A 17293-nucleotide genomic window follows, 5' to 3' on the forward strand; every position below is an offset into this window, starting at 1 on the left:
CGCACCGAGCAAGGTGGACTGGTACCGGCTGATCAGGGAGGCGGGGCGGGATGGCGAAACCGGGGCACGAGGGCGATTATCGAGGTGATCATGGGAACGGCTACCAGGGTGACCACGGGGGTGGCGGAGGTCCGCAGGACGGCGTGCCGGGCGAGTACGTGTTGATCGCCGGGGTGGTCGGCGTCGTGGCCCTCGTGGGGCTGGTGGCCGTTGCGATCATGCTGGTGTCCGGCGGCGACGGCGGTTCCGGCAGAGGGGCCGCGGCAGGCTCGCCGACGAAGCCGGGTGGGGCGTCCCCGGCGGCATCGGGCTCGGCAAGCCGGTCGCCCTCGGCCACGGCGGGGCCGGTGGTGCGGTGGCGGGGGGCGCTGACCCTGGATGGTCCGCGGTCGCGGCGGGATCTGGACACGGTGCCGCCACGGCTCACCGACCGGGACGAAGAGCCCGATATCCGCGGCGACTGGCTGAAGCCGTTGGTGGAGGCGGAGAACGATACGCAGGTGGTGCGGGTGAAGGGCCGGCCGGGGGCGGTGCAGTGCCGGGACGCCGCGGCAACGGAAGGGACCGACGAGGTCGAAGTGAATGAGGGGGATGTGGTGTGCGTGCTGACCGCGGCGGGCCGGGTGGCGCGGCTGTCGATACTGGAGGCGCACATGACGAGTGCAGACCCGCTTGTCCGTGCCCGCGTGGTGATCTGGGACATGCCGGGGGCCGGGCAGTGACCGTCGGCGACGCCGCCCGGACCGGCGTCGCGGCCGCCCCGCCTGGCCGCACGCGACCGGGGAGCCGCCCGGCACGATCGTGCTGGGGCAGACCACGCGGGAGATCGCCGACGCGATCCTGGACGGCGTCCCGGTCGCCTCCACGCCCCGACCAGGCACGCACTGATCGTGGGCGCCGCCCCGGTACGGCAGGACCTCGGGGGTGCGGGCCGGGCCCGTCAATCGCCTGACCAGCGGCGCGTCCCCCGGCGGCTACTGGCTGCCTTCGACGCCCAGGGCCCGGACGATTCCGCCGGCGACCGCGGTGATAATGCCCGGATAGTAGAAGATGACCGCGATGGCGATCGCCAGCACAAGGAACTGGATGAACCTTGTGATCTCCCGGGTGAACAGGAAGAACAATCCGACGATACTGATCACCACGAGGAAGATCGGTCCGAAGATGTCGCGAAGCCAGTTGGCAAGTTGCTCTGTGTTCGGATCCTTCTGCGCCGCTATCACCGTCGCCGCGACCATCTGCACGCGCTCCAGCATTTGTCCGTCTCCCGCCCGGTCTGTGACATGGCTACCATCTCATGCGTCCACCGATCCTGCGGCCTAACCCGGGCCGGGCGGCTGATCAGCGATCTGTCGAGGCCTGGCGGGCGCTCACCGGCCGGGCCTCGGGACGATTGGGCGTGCCGGCGATGATCCGCTCGTCGGCGAGCAGGACCAGAAGGCCGACGCCGTAGGCGAACCCGACCGTGAAGCGAGCGGTGATGCTCCCGAGCGCGAGCGTCGGCAGCAGGGCGAGCGAGCCGGCCGCCAGCAGGGTCCACGGGACCGTCGCCATCGTGTGCCGCTGCCTCGCCACCACAACCCCCTCAGGTCTTCTGGACGAGGACCATTGTCCCCCCACGGTCGCCCGGGTGGCGACGCCCCGCCGGAGATAGTCCAAGTCCGCGTAGCAGCCAAGCAGATCAAAGGGCGAGGCATCTGCGCCGGCCCCGTGGGCCCGCCTGCGCCGGCCGAGTCAGGGCTCCTTCGGGGCCTCGGGCGACCATCGCAGGGAGACGCCCACCATGGCTCCTGCGACCGTGAGAGGAAGCCCCGCCCATGCCCACATGGTCAGGTGCTTCAGCCGTGCGGTCGAGCCCGGTTTGCGCTGGTGGGCCTTCTTGGGCGTGTAGGCGGTGTTGCCCCGGGCGTAGGCGCGCGCCGTATCGACCTGCGTGGGATGCCCGTCCTTGTCAACGCCGCTGATGAGTTCGTTGAACGTCCCGCGCAGCTCTCCGGAGACCGACCGCCCGTCGGCCGTCCATGTGACGTCGTCGCACGTCACCGGATCGTCGCCGGCGGCGAGCGGCCCACTTCTGGACGTATCGCACGAGCCCGAGATGGTCACCGCGACCGGCCGGGCCCCAAAGGACTCGGTGTGATAGGCGCCGATGTATCCGGCGATCTTCAGAATGAAGAAAGGCATGCCTGCCGCGACCGCCACCGCGGCGACGAGCATGAATGCGCGGGTCACGAGCAGACCCGCGGCCCTGGAAGCATCCTGCCAGGCGCCGGTCGGCACGGCCGATTCCTCGATCAGGCTGAGCATGCCGCCGAAAAGGGCGCCTGCGACCCCCGCGGCGAAGACCACGACCCAGACGTACCGCGCCGAAGCGAGAAGCATGCCGCCGATTCCCGTCAGCACGGCGAGCACCGCCACGAGAAAGAAGACGCCCGCAGCCGTTTCCAGCACTTTTCCAGAGAATGACTTCGGCGGGTCGTTCTTCGGCGACTGTTCCGCGTCCTTCACCGCCCGTGCTTCATCAAGGCGGACTGGGTCCAGGCGGCGCTCGACGCGCGGGCGCCCGGCGGCGTCGCGGCGGTGCGTGTGGACGTGCTGACGAAGCGGCTCGGCATCACCCGGGGCAGCTTCTACTGGCATTTCGCCGATCGCGACGCGCTGCTGACGGCCGCCCCGGAGGAGTGGGAACAGTCGATCATCACCGGGATCATCGAGCGGCTTGAGAACGTGCCCTCACCGGTGGAAAGGCTGCGCGCGATCCTTGGGATCGCCTACTTCACCCCCGAGTCGGGGAACCGTGTCGAGCCGGCGCTGGCCACCGACGCCGATCACCCGATCATCGCGCCCGTGCTGAGGCGGGTGACCGCGGCCCGGCTCCGCTTCCTGACCGAGTTGTTCACCGACCTCGGGCTGGACCCCGCGACCGCTCGGCAACGGGCGCTGTACTCCTACAGCGCCTTCCTCGGCTGGCTGCAACTCCGATACACCATGCCCGACCTCGTACCTGAAGCGAGGTATGAGGGCCCGCAGGCCGGACCGTTCCTCGATGACCTGGTAAGGATGCTGGCCATCGGTGCCCCAGGCGCGGACACCGGCGCGAGCAACCCGCGGGACCAAGACGCTTCGGCTGATTGAAGCGAGGGCGAAGGCCGCGCCGCCGGTCATCCTCCAGGCGATTTTCGCTCCGCACCAAAACCCCGACTTAGGTCAGAGATAACTTGGCAATTTTCCTGGCACGGTCAGTGGAGGGGGGATTTCGCTGAGCTATGTCACGAAATCCGTACAAATTCGCGGAAAACCGTTGTGGCCGTTCCGGCGTCATCCTTAGGTCCCCGCACCCACCCGTCCGCCCGGCGACGCACGGGCGCCGACAATGGAGGATTGTCATCAGCAGGGATTCTCGCACGGGCCGTTCCATCGCCATCGCCCTCGCGGGCGTTTCCGCGCTCGCCGTCGGGGGCGTGCACGCGGCACAGGCCGCGGCTCCCCCCAAGGGCGGCCTCGAACTTCTGGCCGCCTCGTCCGATGTGACCCTCACCAGGGACAAGGACGCGCCGGAGACCACTCTCGACCTCGGGGTCTATCTCGGGGCCACCGGCTCCCCCTTCGAGATGCACGTCCAGCGCACGTCCTACCGGAACCCGGTCACCGCCTCCTGGATCATCGGGAACCGGTCCAAGCCCCTCCCGGCCGGGCTCGTCAAGAGCTTCGCGGGGTTCTCCAAGTTCCTGCGAATCACCCTGACCGACGCCAAGGGCAAGAAGGTCCTGGACCGCGTCCAGGACGCCTGCCCGGCCGAGGAGGCCTCCCGCGTCAAGCCCGGCGCACCCGACAAGTCTCCCTATCCCGTCGGGTGCTCCGACAATCCGTGGACGCTCGGGTCCTTCTGGGGAATCCAGGCGGGCTGGGCCACCAACCTCACCGAGCAGGGCGGCGCCCCCGTGAAGCTTGCCGACGGCAAGTACACCGCCACCGTCAGCGTCACGAAGCCCTACCGGCAGTTCTTCGGCATCTCGGCCGCGCCGAAGAAGATCAAGGTGACCGTCAAGACCCTGAAGGCCGGCGGGAACAGGGCCGCCCCGCGCAGGACCCCGTCACCGTCCCGGCTCAAGCCCGGTCCCAAGCCTGCCGGGAAGGGCGGCGTCCCGGCCGGGCCCAAGCCCGACCTGCGCTCCCTGCCCGCATGGGGGATCGAGCTGAACCACGGCGAGGAGGGGAACGCAGCCGCCGCCCCCGCCAAGCGCGACTACCTCGCCTTCAGCGCCAACGTCTGGAATGCCGGCCCCTCCCCTCTCGTCGTGGACGGATTCCGCGTCAAGCAGGGCCTGATGGACGCCTACCAGTACTTCTTCGACGGCAGCGGCAAGCAGGTCGGCTACGTCAAGACCGGCGGCATGGAATGGGATCCGCGGGACGGCCACGAGCACTGGCACTTCAAGGACTTCGCGAGCTACCGGCTTCTGCGGGCCGACAAGAAGGAGGTCGTGCGCAGCCAGAAGGAGGCATTCTGCCTGGCCAACACCGACGCGATCAACCAGCTGGTCAAGAACGCCAAATGGAAGCCCGACAACACCGACCTCCACACCGCCTGCGGCGATCTGTCGTCGCTCTCGGTGCGCGAGGTCCTCGAAGTCGGGTCCGGTGACACCTACGAACAGTCCTTGCCGGGCCAGTCGTTCGACGTGACGAAACTCCCCAACGGGACCTACTACATCCAGGTGATCGCCAACCCGGCGCACCGGCTCTTCGAGGGAAACCTCAACAACAACGTTTCGCTGCGCAAGGTGATCCTCGGTGGAAAGCCCGGCAAGCGCACCGTCAAGGTGCCGCCGGTCGGGCTGGTCAACGCCCCCTGACCATTCCCCACGCCGCCTGATCCCCGGCTTTGTCGCTCGGGTGACAAAGCCGGGGTCGGATCGTTGCGTTGTGTGCATGGTGCGCGACGTGGCGGGGGAGCACACTCGGCCCCTTCGTTCTCTCGAAGGTGGTGTGCGCGGTGGCCGGTGACGGCTTCGACTTCGACGTGATCGTGGTGGGCTCGGGGTTCGGCGGCAGCGTGTCGGCCCTGCGGCTGGCCGAGAAGGGCTACCGGGTCGCCGTGATCGAGGCCGGGCGCCGCTTCGACGAGGACACGCTGCCCAAGACGTCCTGGCGGCTGCGCAGGTACGTGTGGGCGCCGCGGCTCGGGATGCGCGGGATCCAGCGAGTCCATCTCGTGGGCGGCAAGGCCGGCGTCCTCGTTCTCGCCGGGGCCGGGGTGGGCGGCGGCTCGCTCGTCTACGCCAACACCCTGTACGTCCCTCCCGAACCGTTCTTCAAGGACCGCCAGTGGGGCCACATCACCGACTGGCAGGACGAGCTGAAGCCGTTCTACGACCAGGCCCGGCGCATGCTGGGCGTCACCACGAACCCCCTCGTCACCCCGGCCGACGAGGCGATGAAGCGCGTCGCCGACAGGATGGGCGTCGGCGACACCTACCACCCGACGCCGGTCGGCGTGTTCTTCGGCGAGCGGCCGGGGGAGGACGCCGACGACCCGTACTTCGGCGGCGCCGGGCCCCGCCGGACGACCTGCACCGGCTGCGGCTCCTGCATGATCGGCTGCAAGGTCGGCGCGAAGAACATGCTGACCAAGAACTACCTGTACCTGGCCGAGAAGGCGGGCGTTCAGGTCATTCCCGACACGACCGTGACCGGCCTGACGCCCAGGGATGACGGCGGCTACGACGTCGCCACCGCGCACTCCGCCCTGCTGAGGAAACGTCGCAGGACGCTGACCGCCGAACACGTCGTCCTCGCCGCCGGGACCTACGGGACACAGCGCCTCCTCCACCGGATGCGCGCGGCCGGTCGCCTCCCGCACCTGTCGCCCCGGCTCGGCGAGCTCACCCGCACCAACTCCGAAGCACTCCTCGGCGTCGAGCGCATGACCGTCTGGCACCGCAAGAAGGACGTGGACCACAGCACCGGGCTCGCCATCACCTCGTCCTTCCACCCGGACGACAAGACCCACATCGAGCCGACCCGCTACGGCGCGGGCAACAACGCGATGGGCGTCATCCGGACACTCCTGGTCGACGGTGGCGGCGCGCCCCGCTGGCTGAAGTTCCTCGGCCAGTCCGTCCGGCACCCCACCGTCATCCTGCGCGGTCTGTCCCTCAAGGACTGGGCGAAGCGGACCGTCATCGCCCTGGTCATGCAGACCGCCGACAACTCCGTCACCATCGGCGAGAAGCGCGGCAGGCTGGGCCGCCGCAGGCTCGTCGCGCGCCAGGGCGACGGGGAGCCCAACCCCACCTGGATTCCCGTCGCCCACGACGCCGTCCGGATGCTGGCCGAGGAACTGGACGCCACCCCTGGCGGGACCTGGTTCGACCTCTTCAACATCCCGACGACCGCGCACTTCATCGGCGGCTGCGTCATCGGGGAAACACCGGAGACCGGCGTCGTCGACCCGTACCATCGCGTCCACGGCCACCCGGGGCTGCACATCGTGGACGGCTCGGCGGTCACCGCGAACCTCGGCGTCAACCCGTCCCTCACCATCACGGCCCAGGCCGAACGCGCCATGGCGTTCTGGCCGAACCGCGGCGAGAAGGACCCCCGCCCCGAACCCGGCGGCCCCTACCAGCGCGTCGACCGCGTCATGCCGGGCAGGCCCGCCGTCCCGGAAGGAGCCCCGGCCGCACTTCGGTTGCCATAGTCAGATGATCGATATATAAAGATCGTATGCCCAAATCGATGCAGGAACCGACGTTCCTGATCCTGACCGCGCTCGCCGACGGCGCGCAGCACGGGTACGGGATCATGTCCGACGTCGAGCAGATCTCCGCCGGGCGGACCCGGCTGCGCGCCGGCACGCTGTACGCCGCGCTGGACCGGCTCCAGGACGAGGGGCTGATCGCCCCCGACCGCGAGGAGGTCGTGGACGGCCGGCTGCGCCGCTACTACCGGCTCACCGAGGACGGCGCCGCCGCCCTCGCCGCCGAGGTCGAGGCGCTCCACCGCCGGACGAGGATCGCCTCCAGCAGGCTCGCCGCCTTCCCGCGCCTGGGCGGCGGGGCCACCCCGGCCTTCGCCGGCCTCTCTCCGAGGGGGTACCGGTGAGCGCGCTCGAAGCCCGTTACCGCCGGCTCCTCGCCTGGTATCCGGCCGACCATCGTGCCGGGCACGAGACGGAGATGCTGCACGTCCTGCTGTCCGCGGCCCGTCCAGAGCAGACCCGGCCGTCCCTCGCCGACGCCGCCGACCTGCTGTACGGGGCCGTCCGGATCCGGCTGCGCCGGGCCGCCGGCGGGGCCACTGGATCTTCGTGGCCCGGCGCGCTCGCCATGGCCGGGTTCCTGGCGATGCTCATGCTGGTCGCCGACGGGGTCCGTTTCGCCGTCAACGTCCCGCAGATGTCGTTGAACGTCGCCGACCGGCTCGACGAAGGCGCGGGCCTGCCGGGCACGCTCGCCGTCAACTTCGGGACCGCGCCGTACTGGCTCGCCTGGGCGGGAATCGCGGCCCTGGCCTGGAACGGCGCCCGCCGCCCCGCCGCCACGGCGGCCTGCGCGGTGACCGCCTTCCAGGTCGTCCTCGTGGTCTGGGGAACGACCTTCCAGGAAGATCCCTACGCCTTTGTGGCGGCCTCCCTCGCGGGCGTCCCGCTGCCGCTCGCGCTGCTGGCCTCCGCTTCGCTGGTGGCGTCCCCCGGCCCCCGCCACGGCGCCCGCCTCCTGGGCTGTGCACGCATCGCCGGGGTCACGGCGATGGCGGCCGTGCTCATCCTCCTCACGACGCAGCCGCTGTTCAGCTTCGTCTACCAGGGCGACCTCGGCCTGGTGAGCCTGCGCGACCCCAACGGGTTGGTCAACTTCGCGCAGAGGTGGGGATACGTGCAGCTCGCCGCCGTGCTGGCCACCGCCGTCCTCATCACGGCCACGCTGTCGCGGTCCGGCCAGGGTCGCCGGGTCTGTGCGCTGCTGGCGACCGCGGGCGCGCCGCTCGTCGTCCGGGTGGGTCTCTTCCACATCGGGGCGTCTGCCGCCGAGTTCCCGAGCCTCCCCGGCCTGCTGGTGAAGAGCCTGATCGGCTTCGCCCTGGTCATGCTCTGCGTCCGCCTTGTGGAGGTCGTCGCCGGAGGCCGGGGGCAGGCCCGCGAGCAGACCCCGGCCTGAGCCGCCGCGGCGGTAGATCCAGAACCCGAATAGATTGCATTCCTATCTAGCCTGTGTGATGTCATCTAGATATGGCTACAGACAGGCGAGCCAGCTGGCTCAAGGGAGTGCTCGATCTGCTGGTGCTCTCCTGCCTCACTGATGGCGAGAGCTACGGATACGAGATCGCCAAGCGGCTCGACGGCGCGGGCCTGGGCCGGATCAAGGGCGGAACGCTGTATCCGGTGCTCAACAGGCTGGAGGAGGCGGGCCTGGTGGAGGCGGAGTTCCGGGCCGCGGAACGCGGCCCGGGACGCCGCTACTACCGGCTGACGGCCGACGGGCGGCACGACCTCGCAGAGCAGGGCGGGGCGTGGCTGGCCTTCCACCACACGGTGAAAGAGATGCTGGACGCGAGGGAGAGCAAGGCATGACGGACTCTGTCACGTACTTCCAGAAGCTCACCGCGCGGTTGCGGGAGAAGGACATGCCGCAGGAGCGCATCGAGGCGGTGGTGGGGGAGTTGCAGGCGCATGTCGAGGACGCCGGCAGCGAGCCGGAGGATGAGTTCGGCCCGGTGGAGCAAATGGCGGCGCAGCTGACCGAGCGGGATCGTACGGGCGTGACCGGTGTCGCGGAGGAGCCGGAGAGCGGTGCCGAGACCTGGGTCTTGCGGGTCGACGCTCTCAAGGAGCGGGAACTGCTGAACCGCTTCGGTGCACAGGGCTGGGAGGTCGACGGGATCGACCGGATCGGCGGCTTCGTCTGCCGCCGCGATCCGCACCGGCCGATGCGCTGGCGGTACCGCCGCGAGACGGTCAGTAAGCGTCAGCGCGAAGAGCTCACCGACCGGCTCGGGCCCGACGGATGGGAGCCGTGCGGCGTATGGGGGCCGTACGCCTACTTCAAGCGCCCGGAAGCGGCCAGCTCAGGGCCCGCGGCCCAACTGGCCGAGCCGCCCGCCCCGCCTCGCAAGCGGGCCTACTTCAGCACGTGGGTCATCGCCTATCTCGCGGTCATCCTGGCCGTCGCGATGGGGGCACTGGTCTGGCTGGGATGGACGGTGCGCGGCATGAGCGCGTCGGAACGGGCGGGGGCGGTCTTCGGATTGCTTCTGCTCGCCCTGCTGGGGGGAGCGGCATGGATGCTGTCCCGCCGGAAACGGCCGTCCGATCGCAAGATCCAGAAGAGCTCCCGGTAGCCGGGGCGCACGACCGGCGAGCGTCCTACTCCTCGGAGGCCGTGTCCTCGACGAGCGGGTCTTCGAGGGCCGGGTCCTCGACGGCCGCCTCATCGGCGAGACGACGGGTGGCCTGGTGGACGCGGACGGCCAGGATCGCGCGGGCGAAGCGGCCGGCCAGCTCCCCGTCCATCATCTCCGGGACCTGGTCGACGCCGATGAGGCCGCCGGGCTGGACGGTCACCGCACCGGCCTCGCCGACCCGCACCCCGCGGCCGTCGTCGAGATCCTCCATGGACGGGAGGTCCAGCGCGGCGCGCAGCGTGTCCTGCAGGGCGCGGACGGTCGCGGCGTCCCGGTTGATGCGCGTCTCGGCGTCGTCCGCGCGCAGGTCGGCGCGGTCGGCGCGGGCCCGTTCGGTGTCGATGCGGGCCGCGGCCGAGTCGGCGAGCTGCTCGGCGCGGTCGGCGCGCACGGCCAGCGCCTCGGCGCGTGCCGCGGCGGAGTCGCGTTCCCCCGTCAGCCCTGCGACCTTGCCTTGGACGACGCTCAGCTGGGCTCGCAGCTGCCGCTCCGCGTCGGTCGCGGTCTCCAGCTTGGCGCGCACGTTCTCAAGCTCGGCGCGGGCGTCCGCCAGGTCGGTCCGCGCGGTGGCGAGCGCGGTCTGCTCGGCGGACAGCCGCGTGGCCAGGTCGTCGCGCTCGCGTTCGGCGTCCGTCCGGGCCTGGTGCTCGGTGCTCCACGCCGCCTCGGCGCGCTTGCGGAGCCCTTCGGCGTGCGCGGCCTCGTTCGCGGACGTGGCGCGGGCCTGCTGGTGGGCGCCGGCCTCCTTCCACGCGGCGGCCTCGCTCTCCTGCGCCGCCGTGACGCTCGCCTTCGCGGCGGCCAGGCCCTTGTGCAGTTCCTCCTGCGCCTCGGTGGTCGCCTGGCGGGCCGTCTCGGCGCGGGCTTCGGCCTGCGCGGCGCGGGCGTCGGCGTCCGCGGCCTCCTGCCGGGCGCCGCGCGCCTCGGCCAGGGCCTTCTCGGCGCTGCCGAGCGCGTCCCGGACCTCGCCGTCCAGCCGGTCGCCCAGCGTGCCCGCGGTCTTCACCAGCTGCGCGACCAGCTCGGCGAGCCGCTCCACATCCCGTCCGAACGCCCGCACCGGCGCCGGATCCGTGTCGGTGATCGTGTTGCGCTCCACGGGCTCCTCCGCCGGCTCGTCCGCCTTGGCCGGGCCGGCGTCCGCCACCCGGAGCGGCGCGGTCAGGACGCTGTCGCCGTCGTCGGCCGCCCGGACTTCTTGATCTTCGCGCACCCGAGCATCCTAGTGAAATGTCCCGATCTGCACCCCCTCTCGCGGACCAATACCCACCATTAATCCGCCGCTAGCCGAGGAGGCCGCGTTCGTAGGCGGCGGCCACCGCGGAGGCACGGTCGCGGACGCCGAGCTTCCGGTAGATGTGCAGCAGATGGGTCTTGACGGTGGTCTCGCTGACCAGCAGCTGGCGGGCCGCGGCCTGGTTGGTGGCGCCGTCCGCGACCAGGCGCAGCACCTCGATCTCGCGGGGGCTGAGCGTCTTGCGGCCGTGTCCGCCGACCAGGCCCAGCCCCTTGACCCACCGGAAAACCGTCCCCGCGTCCTCGACGGGGGACGTGCTCTCGGAACGCACCACGATTTCTGTCCTCTCGACGCGGTCCCTCACACGTCGAGCATCCGGCCGCCGGCACCTTCACCGAATCCACCGCCAGGCCGCCCCTCGCCGTCTGACAAGGCGACGCCCCCATCCACCGATCGGAGGATGGGGGCGCCGGCCGCGCCGCCTGCGGTCATGAAGGGTTGGCGGGGAACAGGCCGAGCTGGCGCAGCTGCGCGAGGACGTCGACGACGCCCCAGGTCTCGGCGACCCGGCCGTCCGCGAAGCGGTAGACGAAGATCTCGTTGTAGGTGATGGACCGGCCGGTCGGCGGGACGCCCATGTACTCGCCCTTGTGGGTCCCGGTGACCGTGTTCCTGGACACGACCCTGTCACCCTCGGCGATCACGTCCTCGACCGCGACGTTCAGGTCGGGGAAGGCCCGGGTGAGCCTCCTGAACACCTCCTTCAGTGCCTCGGCCCCCGTCGCGTCGATCGGCAACGGCGTGCGGATCACCACGTCCGGATCGACGCACTCGTCGATCGCCCTCGCGAAAAGCTCCGCATCGCCGCTGTTCATGGCGTCGTGCATGCGGTGGAAGGTCGCCTTGTTGCCGGCCGCCTGATCTACTGACATGTCGATTCTCCTTCGGGTCGTCGGTGTGGTCACTTCTGCAGGACGGCCTGGATTTCGAGGCTGATCGACACCTTGTCGCCGACCACGATGCCGCCGCCGTCCATCGGGACCTTGATGTCGATGCCGAAGTCGCGCCGGTCGATCTGCGCGGTCGCGGAGAAGCCGGCCCGCTGACCGCCGAACGGGTCCGGGCTGAAGCCGTTCACCTCGACGGCCAGCGGCACCTGCCGGGTGACGCCGTGCAGCGTCAGCTCGCCGTCGACGGACCAGCCTTCGTCCGTCCAGCGGACGCCGGTGGAGCGGTAGCTCATCGTCGGGTACTTCTCGACGTCCAGGTACTCGGCGGAGCGGAGGTGCTCGTCACGCGGCCCGTTGCCGGTGTCGATGGACGCGAGGTCGATCGTCGCGGTCACGGACGAGCGCAGCGGATCCTCGCCCGTGACGAGCGTGACGTCGTACTCGGTGAACCGCCCGCGCACCTTGGTGATCATGAGTTGCCGGACGGAGAAGGCGATCTCGGAGTGCGCCGGGTCGGCCTTCCAGGTGCCGGTCAGGTAGCCCGGGATCGTGTCGGCCGCAGGTGTGATGTCCGTGGTTTCGATGTCGCTCATACTCAGGCGACGAACGGGGACCCGCCGAGGGGACGGGCCGGATCAGATTTGTTCGAGGCGCCGGGTCAGGAACCGCCGCTCCGGCGTCGAGGTGGCCAGTTCGAGCGCCCGGCGGTACGCCGCCCGCGCCTCGGTGTCACGCCCGAGACGCTGGAGCAGCTCGCCGCGGGTCGAGTGAAGATAGAGGTAGTCGTCCAGGTCGAGCCGGTCGACGGCGCGCAGGGCCTCGACGGCGCGCAGGGCCTCGACGGGGTCGCCGGCCTGGGCGACCGCCACGGCGCGGTTGAGCTCGACCACCGGGGAGCCGGTGAGGTCGGCCAGCCGCCGGTACATCTCGGCGACCCGCGGCCAGTCGATCCGCTCCCGCGTCTGCAGCGACGCGATCGTGGCCTGGACGACATAGGGGCCGCGGCCGCCCAGCGCGAGCGCCCGGTCGAGCGCCGCCCGTCCCGCCGCGATCTGGGACGCGTCCCACAGCGACCGGTCCTGGTCGTCGAGCAGCACGAGGTCCTCGCCGGAGAACCGGGCCCGGCGCCGGGCGTGGTGGATCGTCATCAGCGCCAGCAGCCCGTGCGCCTCGGGCTCGTCCGGCATGAGCGCGGCGAGCACCCGCCCCAGCCGGACGGCTTCGGCGCCGAGGTCGACCCGGCCGCTGTACCCCTCGTTGTAGATCAGGTAGATCACCGCGAGCACCGCGCCGAGGCGGTCGGGCAGCAGCCGCGGACCGGGGACCGCGAACGGGATCCCGGTCGCCTTGATCTTGGCCTTGGCGCGCGAGAGGCGCCGCTTCATCGTCTCCTCGGAGACCAGGAAGGCGCGCGCGATCTCGGCGGTCTCCAGGCCGCCGAGAGCCCGCAGCGTGAGCGCCACCTGCCCCTCCAGCGGCAGCGCCGGGTGGCAGCAGGTGAAGATCAGCTCCAGCCGCTCGTCCTTGATCACGGTGTCGTCGACCTCGTCCACGACCGGCTCGGGCGGCGGCAGCAGGTGGATCTTCTCGGCCAGGGTGCGCTCCCGGCGAATCCGGTCGATCGCCCGGTTGCGGGCCGTCGTCACCAGCCACGCGCCCGGGTTGGCGGGGACGCCCGACTCGGGCCAGCGCCGCGCCGCGATCGCGAACGCCTCCTGCGCGGCGTCCTCGGCCTTGTCGAAGTCGCCGAGGAACCCGACCAGCGAGGCCAGCACCCGGCCCCACTCGTCGCGGAAGACCTGCTCCAGCACGATCAGTGCCGCACGACCGGACGGACCTCGACGACGCCGCCGAGCCGGGCGGCAGGGAGGCGCGCCGCCACCTCCAGCGCCTCGTCCAGATCGGCCGCCTCGATCAGGCAGAGACCGCCGAGCACCTCCTTGGTGTCCGCGAACGGGCCGTCGGTCAGCAGCGTCCGGCCACCGGCCACGCGCACGCAGGTCGCCGTCTCGGCAGGCTCCAGCTGCGCATCCGCGACGCACCGCGTGTCCTCGGCCAGCGCCGAGTACTCGGCGCGCACCGCCTCACGTTCGGCGTCCGAGAGCTCGTCGCCGAAGCCGGGCTCGGCATAGATCATCAAGGCGTACTGCATCGCGACCTCCCAAGATTCGGCGCCTCTCACCCTAATGACGGGCGAGAGACGCCGAATGCGACACCCTGGTTCTTACCGGACGGGCTTGAGCACCACGTCCGAGGCCTTCACGAAGTACACGCGATGGCCGAACTGGATCTCGTAGTACTTCAGCTTCCCGCGCACGACCCGCTGGCTCGCGGTGTCGTACGTCTTCGAGTAGAAGTACTCGCCGTAGCGCGCCCCGGTCACCGCGTACGCCTGGCCCGCGGCGAAGCTGTACTGCATCGGAGCGAGCTGCTGTACGGGCACGTCCGAAGGGTAGGCCTCCGCCTCCGGGTAGGCCCGGCCGTAGATCGGCACCGACTCCAGGCCCGGCTTGGGCGTCGCGACGACACCGCGCACGCCGACCGCCAGCCGCCTGCTCTTCGGGTTGTGGAACCACGCCTTCTGGCCGAGGTACCAGATCGCCGTCCACTCGCCCTGCCGGTCCGCCACCGCGTACTTCTGGCCGGTCGAGGCGCGGGCGCTGTGGTCGTACACGCTCATCGTCGCGGCGCCGTCCGACGGGTGCTTGCCGATGTCCTTGACCAGCGGCGCGTCGTCGCGCGGCTCGGTGCGCAGCATGATCGAGCCACCGCCGTGCGGCGGGCAGGGTGCCGAGGGGGCGGCGGCGTCGCAGCCGGTGTACGGCACGACGTTCGTGCCGTAGTCGGGAAGGATCATGACCTCGCCCGACCGCGCGCCGGCGCTCGCGCGCAGCGGCCGGTTCAGCAGCGTGAAGTAGTGCGCCCAGTCCCAGTACGGCCCGGGATCCTCGTGCATGCCCTGGACGTGCGCCGGGTCGACGCCCGGCACGTTGTCGTGGCCCAGGATGTGCGCCCGGTCGAGCGGGACGTCGAACCTGCCGGCGAGGTACCGCACCAGCGCGGCGGAGCTGCGGTACATCGCCTCGGTGTACCAGGCGCCGCCCTGGGCGAGGTAGCCCTCGTGCTCGACGCCGATGGACTTGCTGTTGATGTCCCAGTTGCCCGCGTGCCAGCCGACGTCCTTGGCCTTGACGTGCTGGGCCACGTGCCCGTCGCCTGAGCGGATCGTGTAGTTCCAGGCGAGGTAGGTCGGGGTCTTCACCAGGTCGAGGGCGTTCTGATAGGGCGTCTCGGTGTCGTGGACGACGATGTAGTCGATCTTCTGGCTCTTCGGCCGGTCGGCCAGATCGTGGTTGCCGTAGCTCGTCGGGTCGTCCGGCTTCAGCTGCTGGTACGGCGCGGGCACCCATTCGCAGCCGAGGCCGGGCGGGCACTCGGTCTGCTCGTCGTTGTCCGCTGCGGCGGAGGCGCGTACCCCGGGAGTCGCGGCGAGCGTGACCCGCTGACCGTCGTCGGTCGTGCGGGACGCGCCGGTGCGGAGCACGTCGAACACCTGCCCGGCGAACCAGTGGCCGCCGCCGCCGTAGCGGGCCACCGCGGCGTACCAGGAGGACGGGTCGGCACTGAACGGCTTGTGGAGATCACGCTGGTACTGGGCGAGCAGGGCGGCGCCGCCACGGATGTTGGCCGCCGGGTCCGAGCGCAGCGCGTCAGCGGTGGCTCCGGTCAGCCGAGCGGCCTGGTGCAGGGTGTCCGGTCCCGCCTTGGCCGCCTTGGGGGTGTTCACGGCGCCCTTCGGGAGAAGCGGCGAGCGGGACAAGTCGCCCCTGGGGTCCCCCTTGCCACCGGCGAGATGCTCGAGACCGCGGCTGAGCGTGCCGTCGGTCAGGTGCATGGGCCCGAAGCCGGCGCTCGTGCTCGGCAGGCCCCGGTTGGCGTCCCACCGGGACTCCAGGTAGGAGACGGCGAGCAGCAGCTTCTGGGGCACGTGGTATGTGCCGGCCGCCTGGGTGAAGACCTGCTGCCGGGTGGATTCAGTGCCCGCGTCCCGTTGCCGGGCGTCGGCCTGACTGATCCCCAGAGCGGTCAGAACCGCAGCAGCCACGACGAGCGTCGGAGCTCGCATGCGCATCGGCAGCCTCCATCGGAACGAGAATGAGCCACCGAAGATCATCTCAGCCGTCACGCCCCGCCACCGGATCTTCCAGAAACGTGATCAAGAAGATGGCCCGCGACGGTGATCTCGGTAAGCCGGCCCGTCCCAGGTGGGTGACGCCCGTGAAGGCCTTACGGACACGGGTCTGACGCATCGGGGACAGGCAGAGCGGCGGCGCTCTGCATCGCCCCGCGAAGAGAACAAAGGTGCGGCCCTTCCGTTGGAAGGACCGCGACTGAAGGAGGCCGCTGCCTGAGGCGGCAGGCCCCGGGTATGGGGCCGGCCCACTTCCTTGAAAGCCGACCTGGCGTTGAAGTTCCCGCTCAGCTTGCCACCGAACGGCGCCACACGCTCCCCCTCCTAGTGGAGGTCGAACATCAGGTATTCCCACGTCCGAGTGGGGGCCTTGACGCACTTGCACCCGCAGGTCGAGATGGTCAGAGAGAGTGCGGTGCCGTTCTTGTGCGGCCACACCCGGACCATAACTCGAATCATTTGTAGGTCGGACCTCGGCTGGCAGGTGGATGACCAGGTAGAGCACCTTGGTGTGGCCTGCTCGGTGGGGAGCGTTCCCGGCTACCAGGCGCGAGTCTGCCGAATGATGACCTGTTGACACCCACCGGATCGCAGCTACTATAGGCCCATACGGGTGCGTATGGTGTTGTCCGCCACGGCAGCAAGGAAGGTGCTGCCTGAACCGGAGGGTTTGCATTTCGTGCGAAGCTTCATTCGGGGGCCGTGCTGGCATTGGTCGGCGCAGCGGCTGTAACGGGGTCCTCTGTTTTCGGCAGTTCCGCGTTGGCGGCCGAGGGAACGTGTGTTTACTGGTGGGGCGCCTATGAAAGCCAATCCTGGGAATCGGGCTGGTCGCACTGCGACTGAACAGCGCCTCGACCAGGCATGAAGTCCGACTGACTCGTGGCTGGAAGCGGACCCAGGCGCGCACGGCGCTCTGATGTTGGCGCAGAACATCAGGGCCGGCCACATCACCAAGGCGTCGTTAGCGCGTCCGTCGAGAGGAGGACGCGGTGGCCGACACCGGGTTCGAGAAGAAGGGCCGCCGGTCGGCGGGGTCCGTAGACAGCCACACGGAAATCACATGAAGAAAGGTGCAGAATGGGGACCAGTAAGATGAGGAGACGCGGACTGGCGCTGACCGTCGGCGCGGGGTTCCTGGCCTTCGCAAGCCTTACCGCATTCGCATCTCCGGCGAGCGCCGCTGATGGCCACAGGATGCACACCGACGACGGCGACCCTGGAGGGGTCATGGGTTTCTGGCCCGACGGAGACCGCGTCGAGGTCGCGGACATCCAGAGAGATGGCTGGGCGGTACGTCTCAAAGTCTGGGACGCGACGACCGGCAAGTACAAGTACGGCGGCACGGCCAGCCGCTATGGCAGCGTGCTGCAATGGCGCGCTTCGCTGGGCGGAAAGTACAATCTCGCCGAAAAGCACCTGTTCAAGTTCGAGATATGCCTGGTGAAATCGGGAAGGGCGAGTTATTGCGACACCGCAAAGTGGCGCAACGTCAACTGAGCTGATTCT

At 70.2% G+C, this 17293-nt stretch carries 18 protein-coding genes and 1 pseudogene; 9 read left to right on the top strand and 10 right to left on the bottom strand.

The window, feature by feature from the left end:
- The first annotated feature begins 50 nt into the window (after positions 1-50).
- The gene (locus tag ACQPXG_RS03210; protein ID WP_433466098.1) at positions 51-722 is read left to right on the top strand and encodes a hypothetical protein; all 672 of its coding nucleotides are present in this window, start codon (positions 51-53) and stop codon (positions 720-722) included.
- Positions 723-974: 252 nt separating this feature from the next.
- Here the strand turns inward: ACQPXG_RS03210 and ACQPXG_RS03215 are convergent, their stop codons facing one another.
- The 3 genes from ACQPXG_RS03215 to ACQPXG_RS03225 all read right to left on the bottom strand — a co-directional run bounded on the left by ACQPXG_RS03215 (position 975) and on the right by ACQPXG_RS03225 (position 2508).
- Positions 975-1256, bottom strand: coding sequence for a hypothetical protein (locus ACQPXG_RS03215; RefSeq protein ID WP_433466099.1), 282 nt, complete (start codon positions 1254-1256; stop codon positions 975-977).
- A gap of 85 nt (positions 1257-1341) precedes the next feature.
- On the bottom strand, positions 1342-1575 hold the full coding sequence (locus tag ACQPXG_RS03220) for a hypothetical protein (protein ID WP_433466100.1): 234 nt from the start codon (positions 1573-1575) through the stop codon (positions 1342-1344).
- Between the two features lie 159 nt (positions 1576-1734).
- Positions 1735-2508 carry a hypothetical protein gene (locus ACQPXG_RS03225; RefSeq protein ID WP_433466101.1) on the bottom strand — a complete coding sequence of 258 codons (774 nt, stop codon included), beginning with the start codon at positions 2506-2508 and terminating at the stop codon, positions 1735-1737.
- 12 nt (positions 2509-2520) lie between these two features.
- Here ACQPXG_RS03225 and ACQPXG_RS03230 point away from each other — a divergent pair, with 12 nt between their 5' ends.
- From ACQPXG_RS03230 to ACQPXG_RS03260, 7 genes are all read left to right on the top strand, one after another.
- Complete coding sequence (locus ACQPXG_RS03230) at positions 2521-3135, top strand: TetR/AcrR family transcriptional regulator (RefSeq protein WP_433469888.1); 615 nt, start codon at positions 2521-2523, stop codon at positions 3133-3135.
- A 326-nt stretch (positions 3136-3461) separates the two neighbouring features.
- Positions 3462-4856, top strand: coding sequence for a lysyl oxidase family protein (locus tag ACQPXG_RS03235; RefSeq protein WP_433466102.1), 1395 nt, complete (start codon positions 3462-3464; stop codon positions 4854-4856).
- Positions 4857-4996: 140 nt separating this feature from the next.
- Positions 4997-6703: an FAD-dependent oxidoreductase gene (locus ACQPXG_RS03240; RefSeq protein WP_433466103.1), complete on the top strand. Its 1707-nt coding sequence runs from the start codon at positions 4997-4999 to the stop codon at positions 6701-6703.
- A 26-nt stretch (positions 6704-6729) separates the two neighbouring features.
- Positions 6730-7107, top strand: a complete 378-nt coding sequence (locus ACQPXG_RS03245; protein WP_433466104.1) for a PadR family transcriptional regulator — start codon at positions 6730-6732, stop codon at positions 7105-7107.
- Positions 7104-8162 (top strand): hypothetical protein, encoded by a 1059-nt coding sequence (locus ACQPXG_RS03250; protein WP_433466105.1) that lies wholly within the window; start codon positions 7104-7106, stop codon positions 8160-8162. The genes ACQPXG_RS03245 and ACQPXG_RS03250 overlap by 4 nt, the downstream gene beginning before the upstream one ends.
- 71 nt (positions 8163-8233) lie before the next feature.
- A complete protein-coding gene (locus tag ACQPXG_RS03255) occupies positions 8234-8575 on the top strand; it encodes a PadR family transcriptional regulator (RefSeq protein WP_433466106.1) in 342 nt (113 codons plus the stop codon).
- Positions 8572-9342: a hypothetical protein gene (locus tag ACQPXG_RS03260; RefSeq protein WP_433466107.1), complete on the top strand. Its 771-nt coding sequence runs from the start codon at positions 8572-8574 to the stop codon at positions 9340-9342. The genes ACQPXG_RS03255 and ACQPXG_RS03260 overlap by 4 nt, the downstream gene beginning before the upstream one ends.
- A 25-nt stretch (positions 9343-9367) precedes the next feature.
- Here the strand turns inward: ACQPXG_RS03260 and ACQPXG_RS03265 are convergent, their stop codons facing one another.
- The 7 genes and pseudogenes from ACQPXG_RS03265 to ACQPXG_RS03295 all read right to left on the bottom strand — a co-directional run bounded on the left by ACQPXG_RS03265 (position 9368) and on the right by ACQPXG_RS03295 (position 15724).
- Positions 9368-10618 carry a hypothetical protein gene (locus ACQPXG_RS03265; protein WP_433466108.1) on the bottom strand — a complete coding sequence of 417 codons (1251 nt, stop codon included), beginning with the start codon at positions 10616-10618 and terminating at the stop codon, positions 9368-9370.
- 70 nt (positions 10619-10688) lie between these two features.
- A pseudogene (locus ACQPXG_RS03270) lies at positions 10689-10877 on the bottom strand (helix-turn-helix domain-containing protein); the annotation flags it as partial.
- Between the two features lie 253 nt (positions 10878-11130).
- A complete protein-coding gene (locus ACQPXG_RS03275) occupies positions 11131-11574 on the bottom strand; it encodes an ester cyclase (protein WP_433466109.1) in 444 nt (147 codons plus the stop codon).
- Between the two features lie 29 nt (positions 11575-11603).
- On the bottom strand, positions 11604-12185 hold the full coding sequence (locus ACQPXG_RS03280; protein WP_433466110.1) for a YceI family protein: 582 nt from the start codon (positions 12183-12185) through the stop codon (positions 11604-11606).
- Positions 12186-12227: 42 nt separating this feature from the next.
- A complete protein-coding gene (locus ACQPXG_RS03285) occupies positions 12228-13403 on the bottom strand; it encodes an RNA polymerase sigma factor (RefSeq protein WP_433466111.1) in 1176 nt (391 codons plus the stop codon).
- Positions 13404-13405: 2 nt separating this feature from the next.
- Positions 13406-13744: a YciI family protein gene (locus ACQPXG_RS03290; RefSeq protein WP_433466112.1), complete on the bottom strand. Its 339-nt coding sequence runs from the start codon at positions 13742-13744 to the stop codon at positions 13406-13408.
- 72 nt (positions 13745-13816) lie between these two features.
- Positions 13817-15724 carry an N-acetylmuramoyl-L-alanine amidase gene (locus ACQPXG_RS03295; RefSeq protein ID WP_433466113.1) on the bottom strand — a complete coding sequence of 636 codons (1908 nt, stop codon included), beginning with the start codon at positions 15722-15724 and terminating at the stop codon, positions 13817-13819.
- 1155 nt (positions 15725-16879) lie between these two features.
- On the opposite strand from ACQPXG_RS03295, the gene ACQPXG_RS03300 reads away from it, so the two are divergent.
- Complete coding sequence (locus ACQPXG_RS03300; RefSeq protein ID WP_433466114.1) at positions 16880-17284, top strand: hypothetical protein; 405 nt, start codon at positions 16880-16882, stop codon at positions 17282-17284.
- Positions 17285-17293: the final 9 nt, after the last annotated feature.

The organism is Spirillospora sp. CA-128828, from assembly GCF_050945415.1.
Classification (GTDB): domain Bacteria; phylum Actinomycetota; class Actinomycetes; order Streptosporangiales; family Streptosporangiaceae; genus Spirillospora.

Coding starts and splice junctions, on each gene's coding strand:
- ACQPXG_RS03280 (WP_433466110.1), bottom strand. CDS start 12,185: ATGAGCGACATCGAAACCACGGACATCACACCTGCGGCCGACACGATC.
- ACQPXG_RS03210 (WP_433466098.1), top strand. CDS start 51: ATGGCGAAACCGGGGCACGAGGGCGATTATCGAGGTGATCATGGGAAC.
- ACQPXG_RS03295 (WP_433466113.1), bottom strand. CDS start 15,724: ATGCGCATGCGAGCTCCGACGCTCGTCGTGGCTGCTGCGGTTCTGACC.
- ACQPXG_RS03290 (WP_433466112.1), bottom strand. CDS start 13,744: ATGCAGTACGCCTTGATGATCTATGCCGAGCCCGGCTTCGGCGACGAG.
- ACQPXG_RS03215 (WP_433466099.1), bottom strand. CDS start 1,256: ATGCTGGAGCGCGTGCAGATGGTCGCGGCGACGGTGATAGCGGCGCAG.
- ACQPXG_RS03245 (WP_433466104.1), top strand. CDS start 6,730: ATGCCCAAATCGATGCAGGAACCGACGTTCCTGATCCTGACCGCGCTC.
- ACQPXG_RS03275 (WP_433466109.1), bottom strand. CDS start 11,574: ATGTCAGTAGATCAGGCGGCCGGCAACAAGGCGACCTTCCACCGCATG.
- ACQPXG_RS03260 (WP_433466107.1), top strand. CDS start 8,572: ATGACGGACTCTGTCACGTACTTCCAGAAGCTCACCGCGCGGTTGCGG.
- ACQPXG_RS03300 (WP_433466114.1), top strand. CDS start 16,880: ATGAGGAGACGCGGACTGGCGCTGACCGTCGGCGCGGGGTTCCTGGCC.
- ACQPXG_RS03255 (WP_433466106.1), top strand. CDS start 8,234: ATGGCTACAGACAGGCGAGCCAGCTGGCTCAAGGGAGTGCTCGATCTG.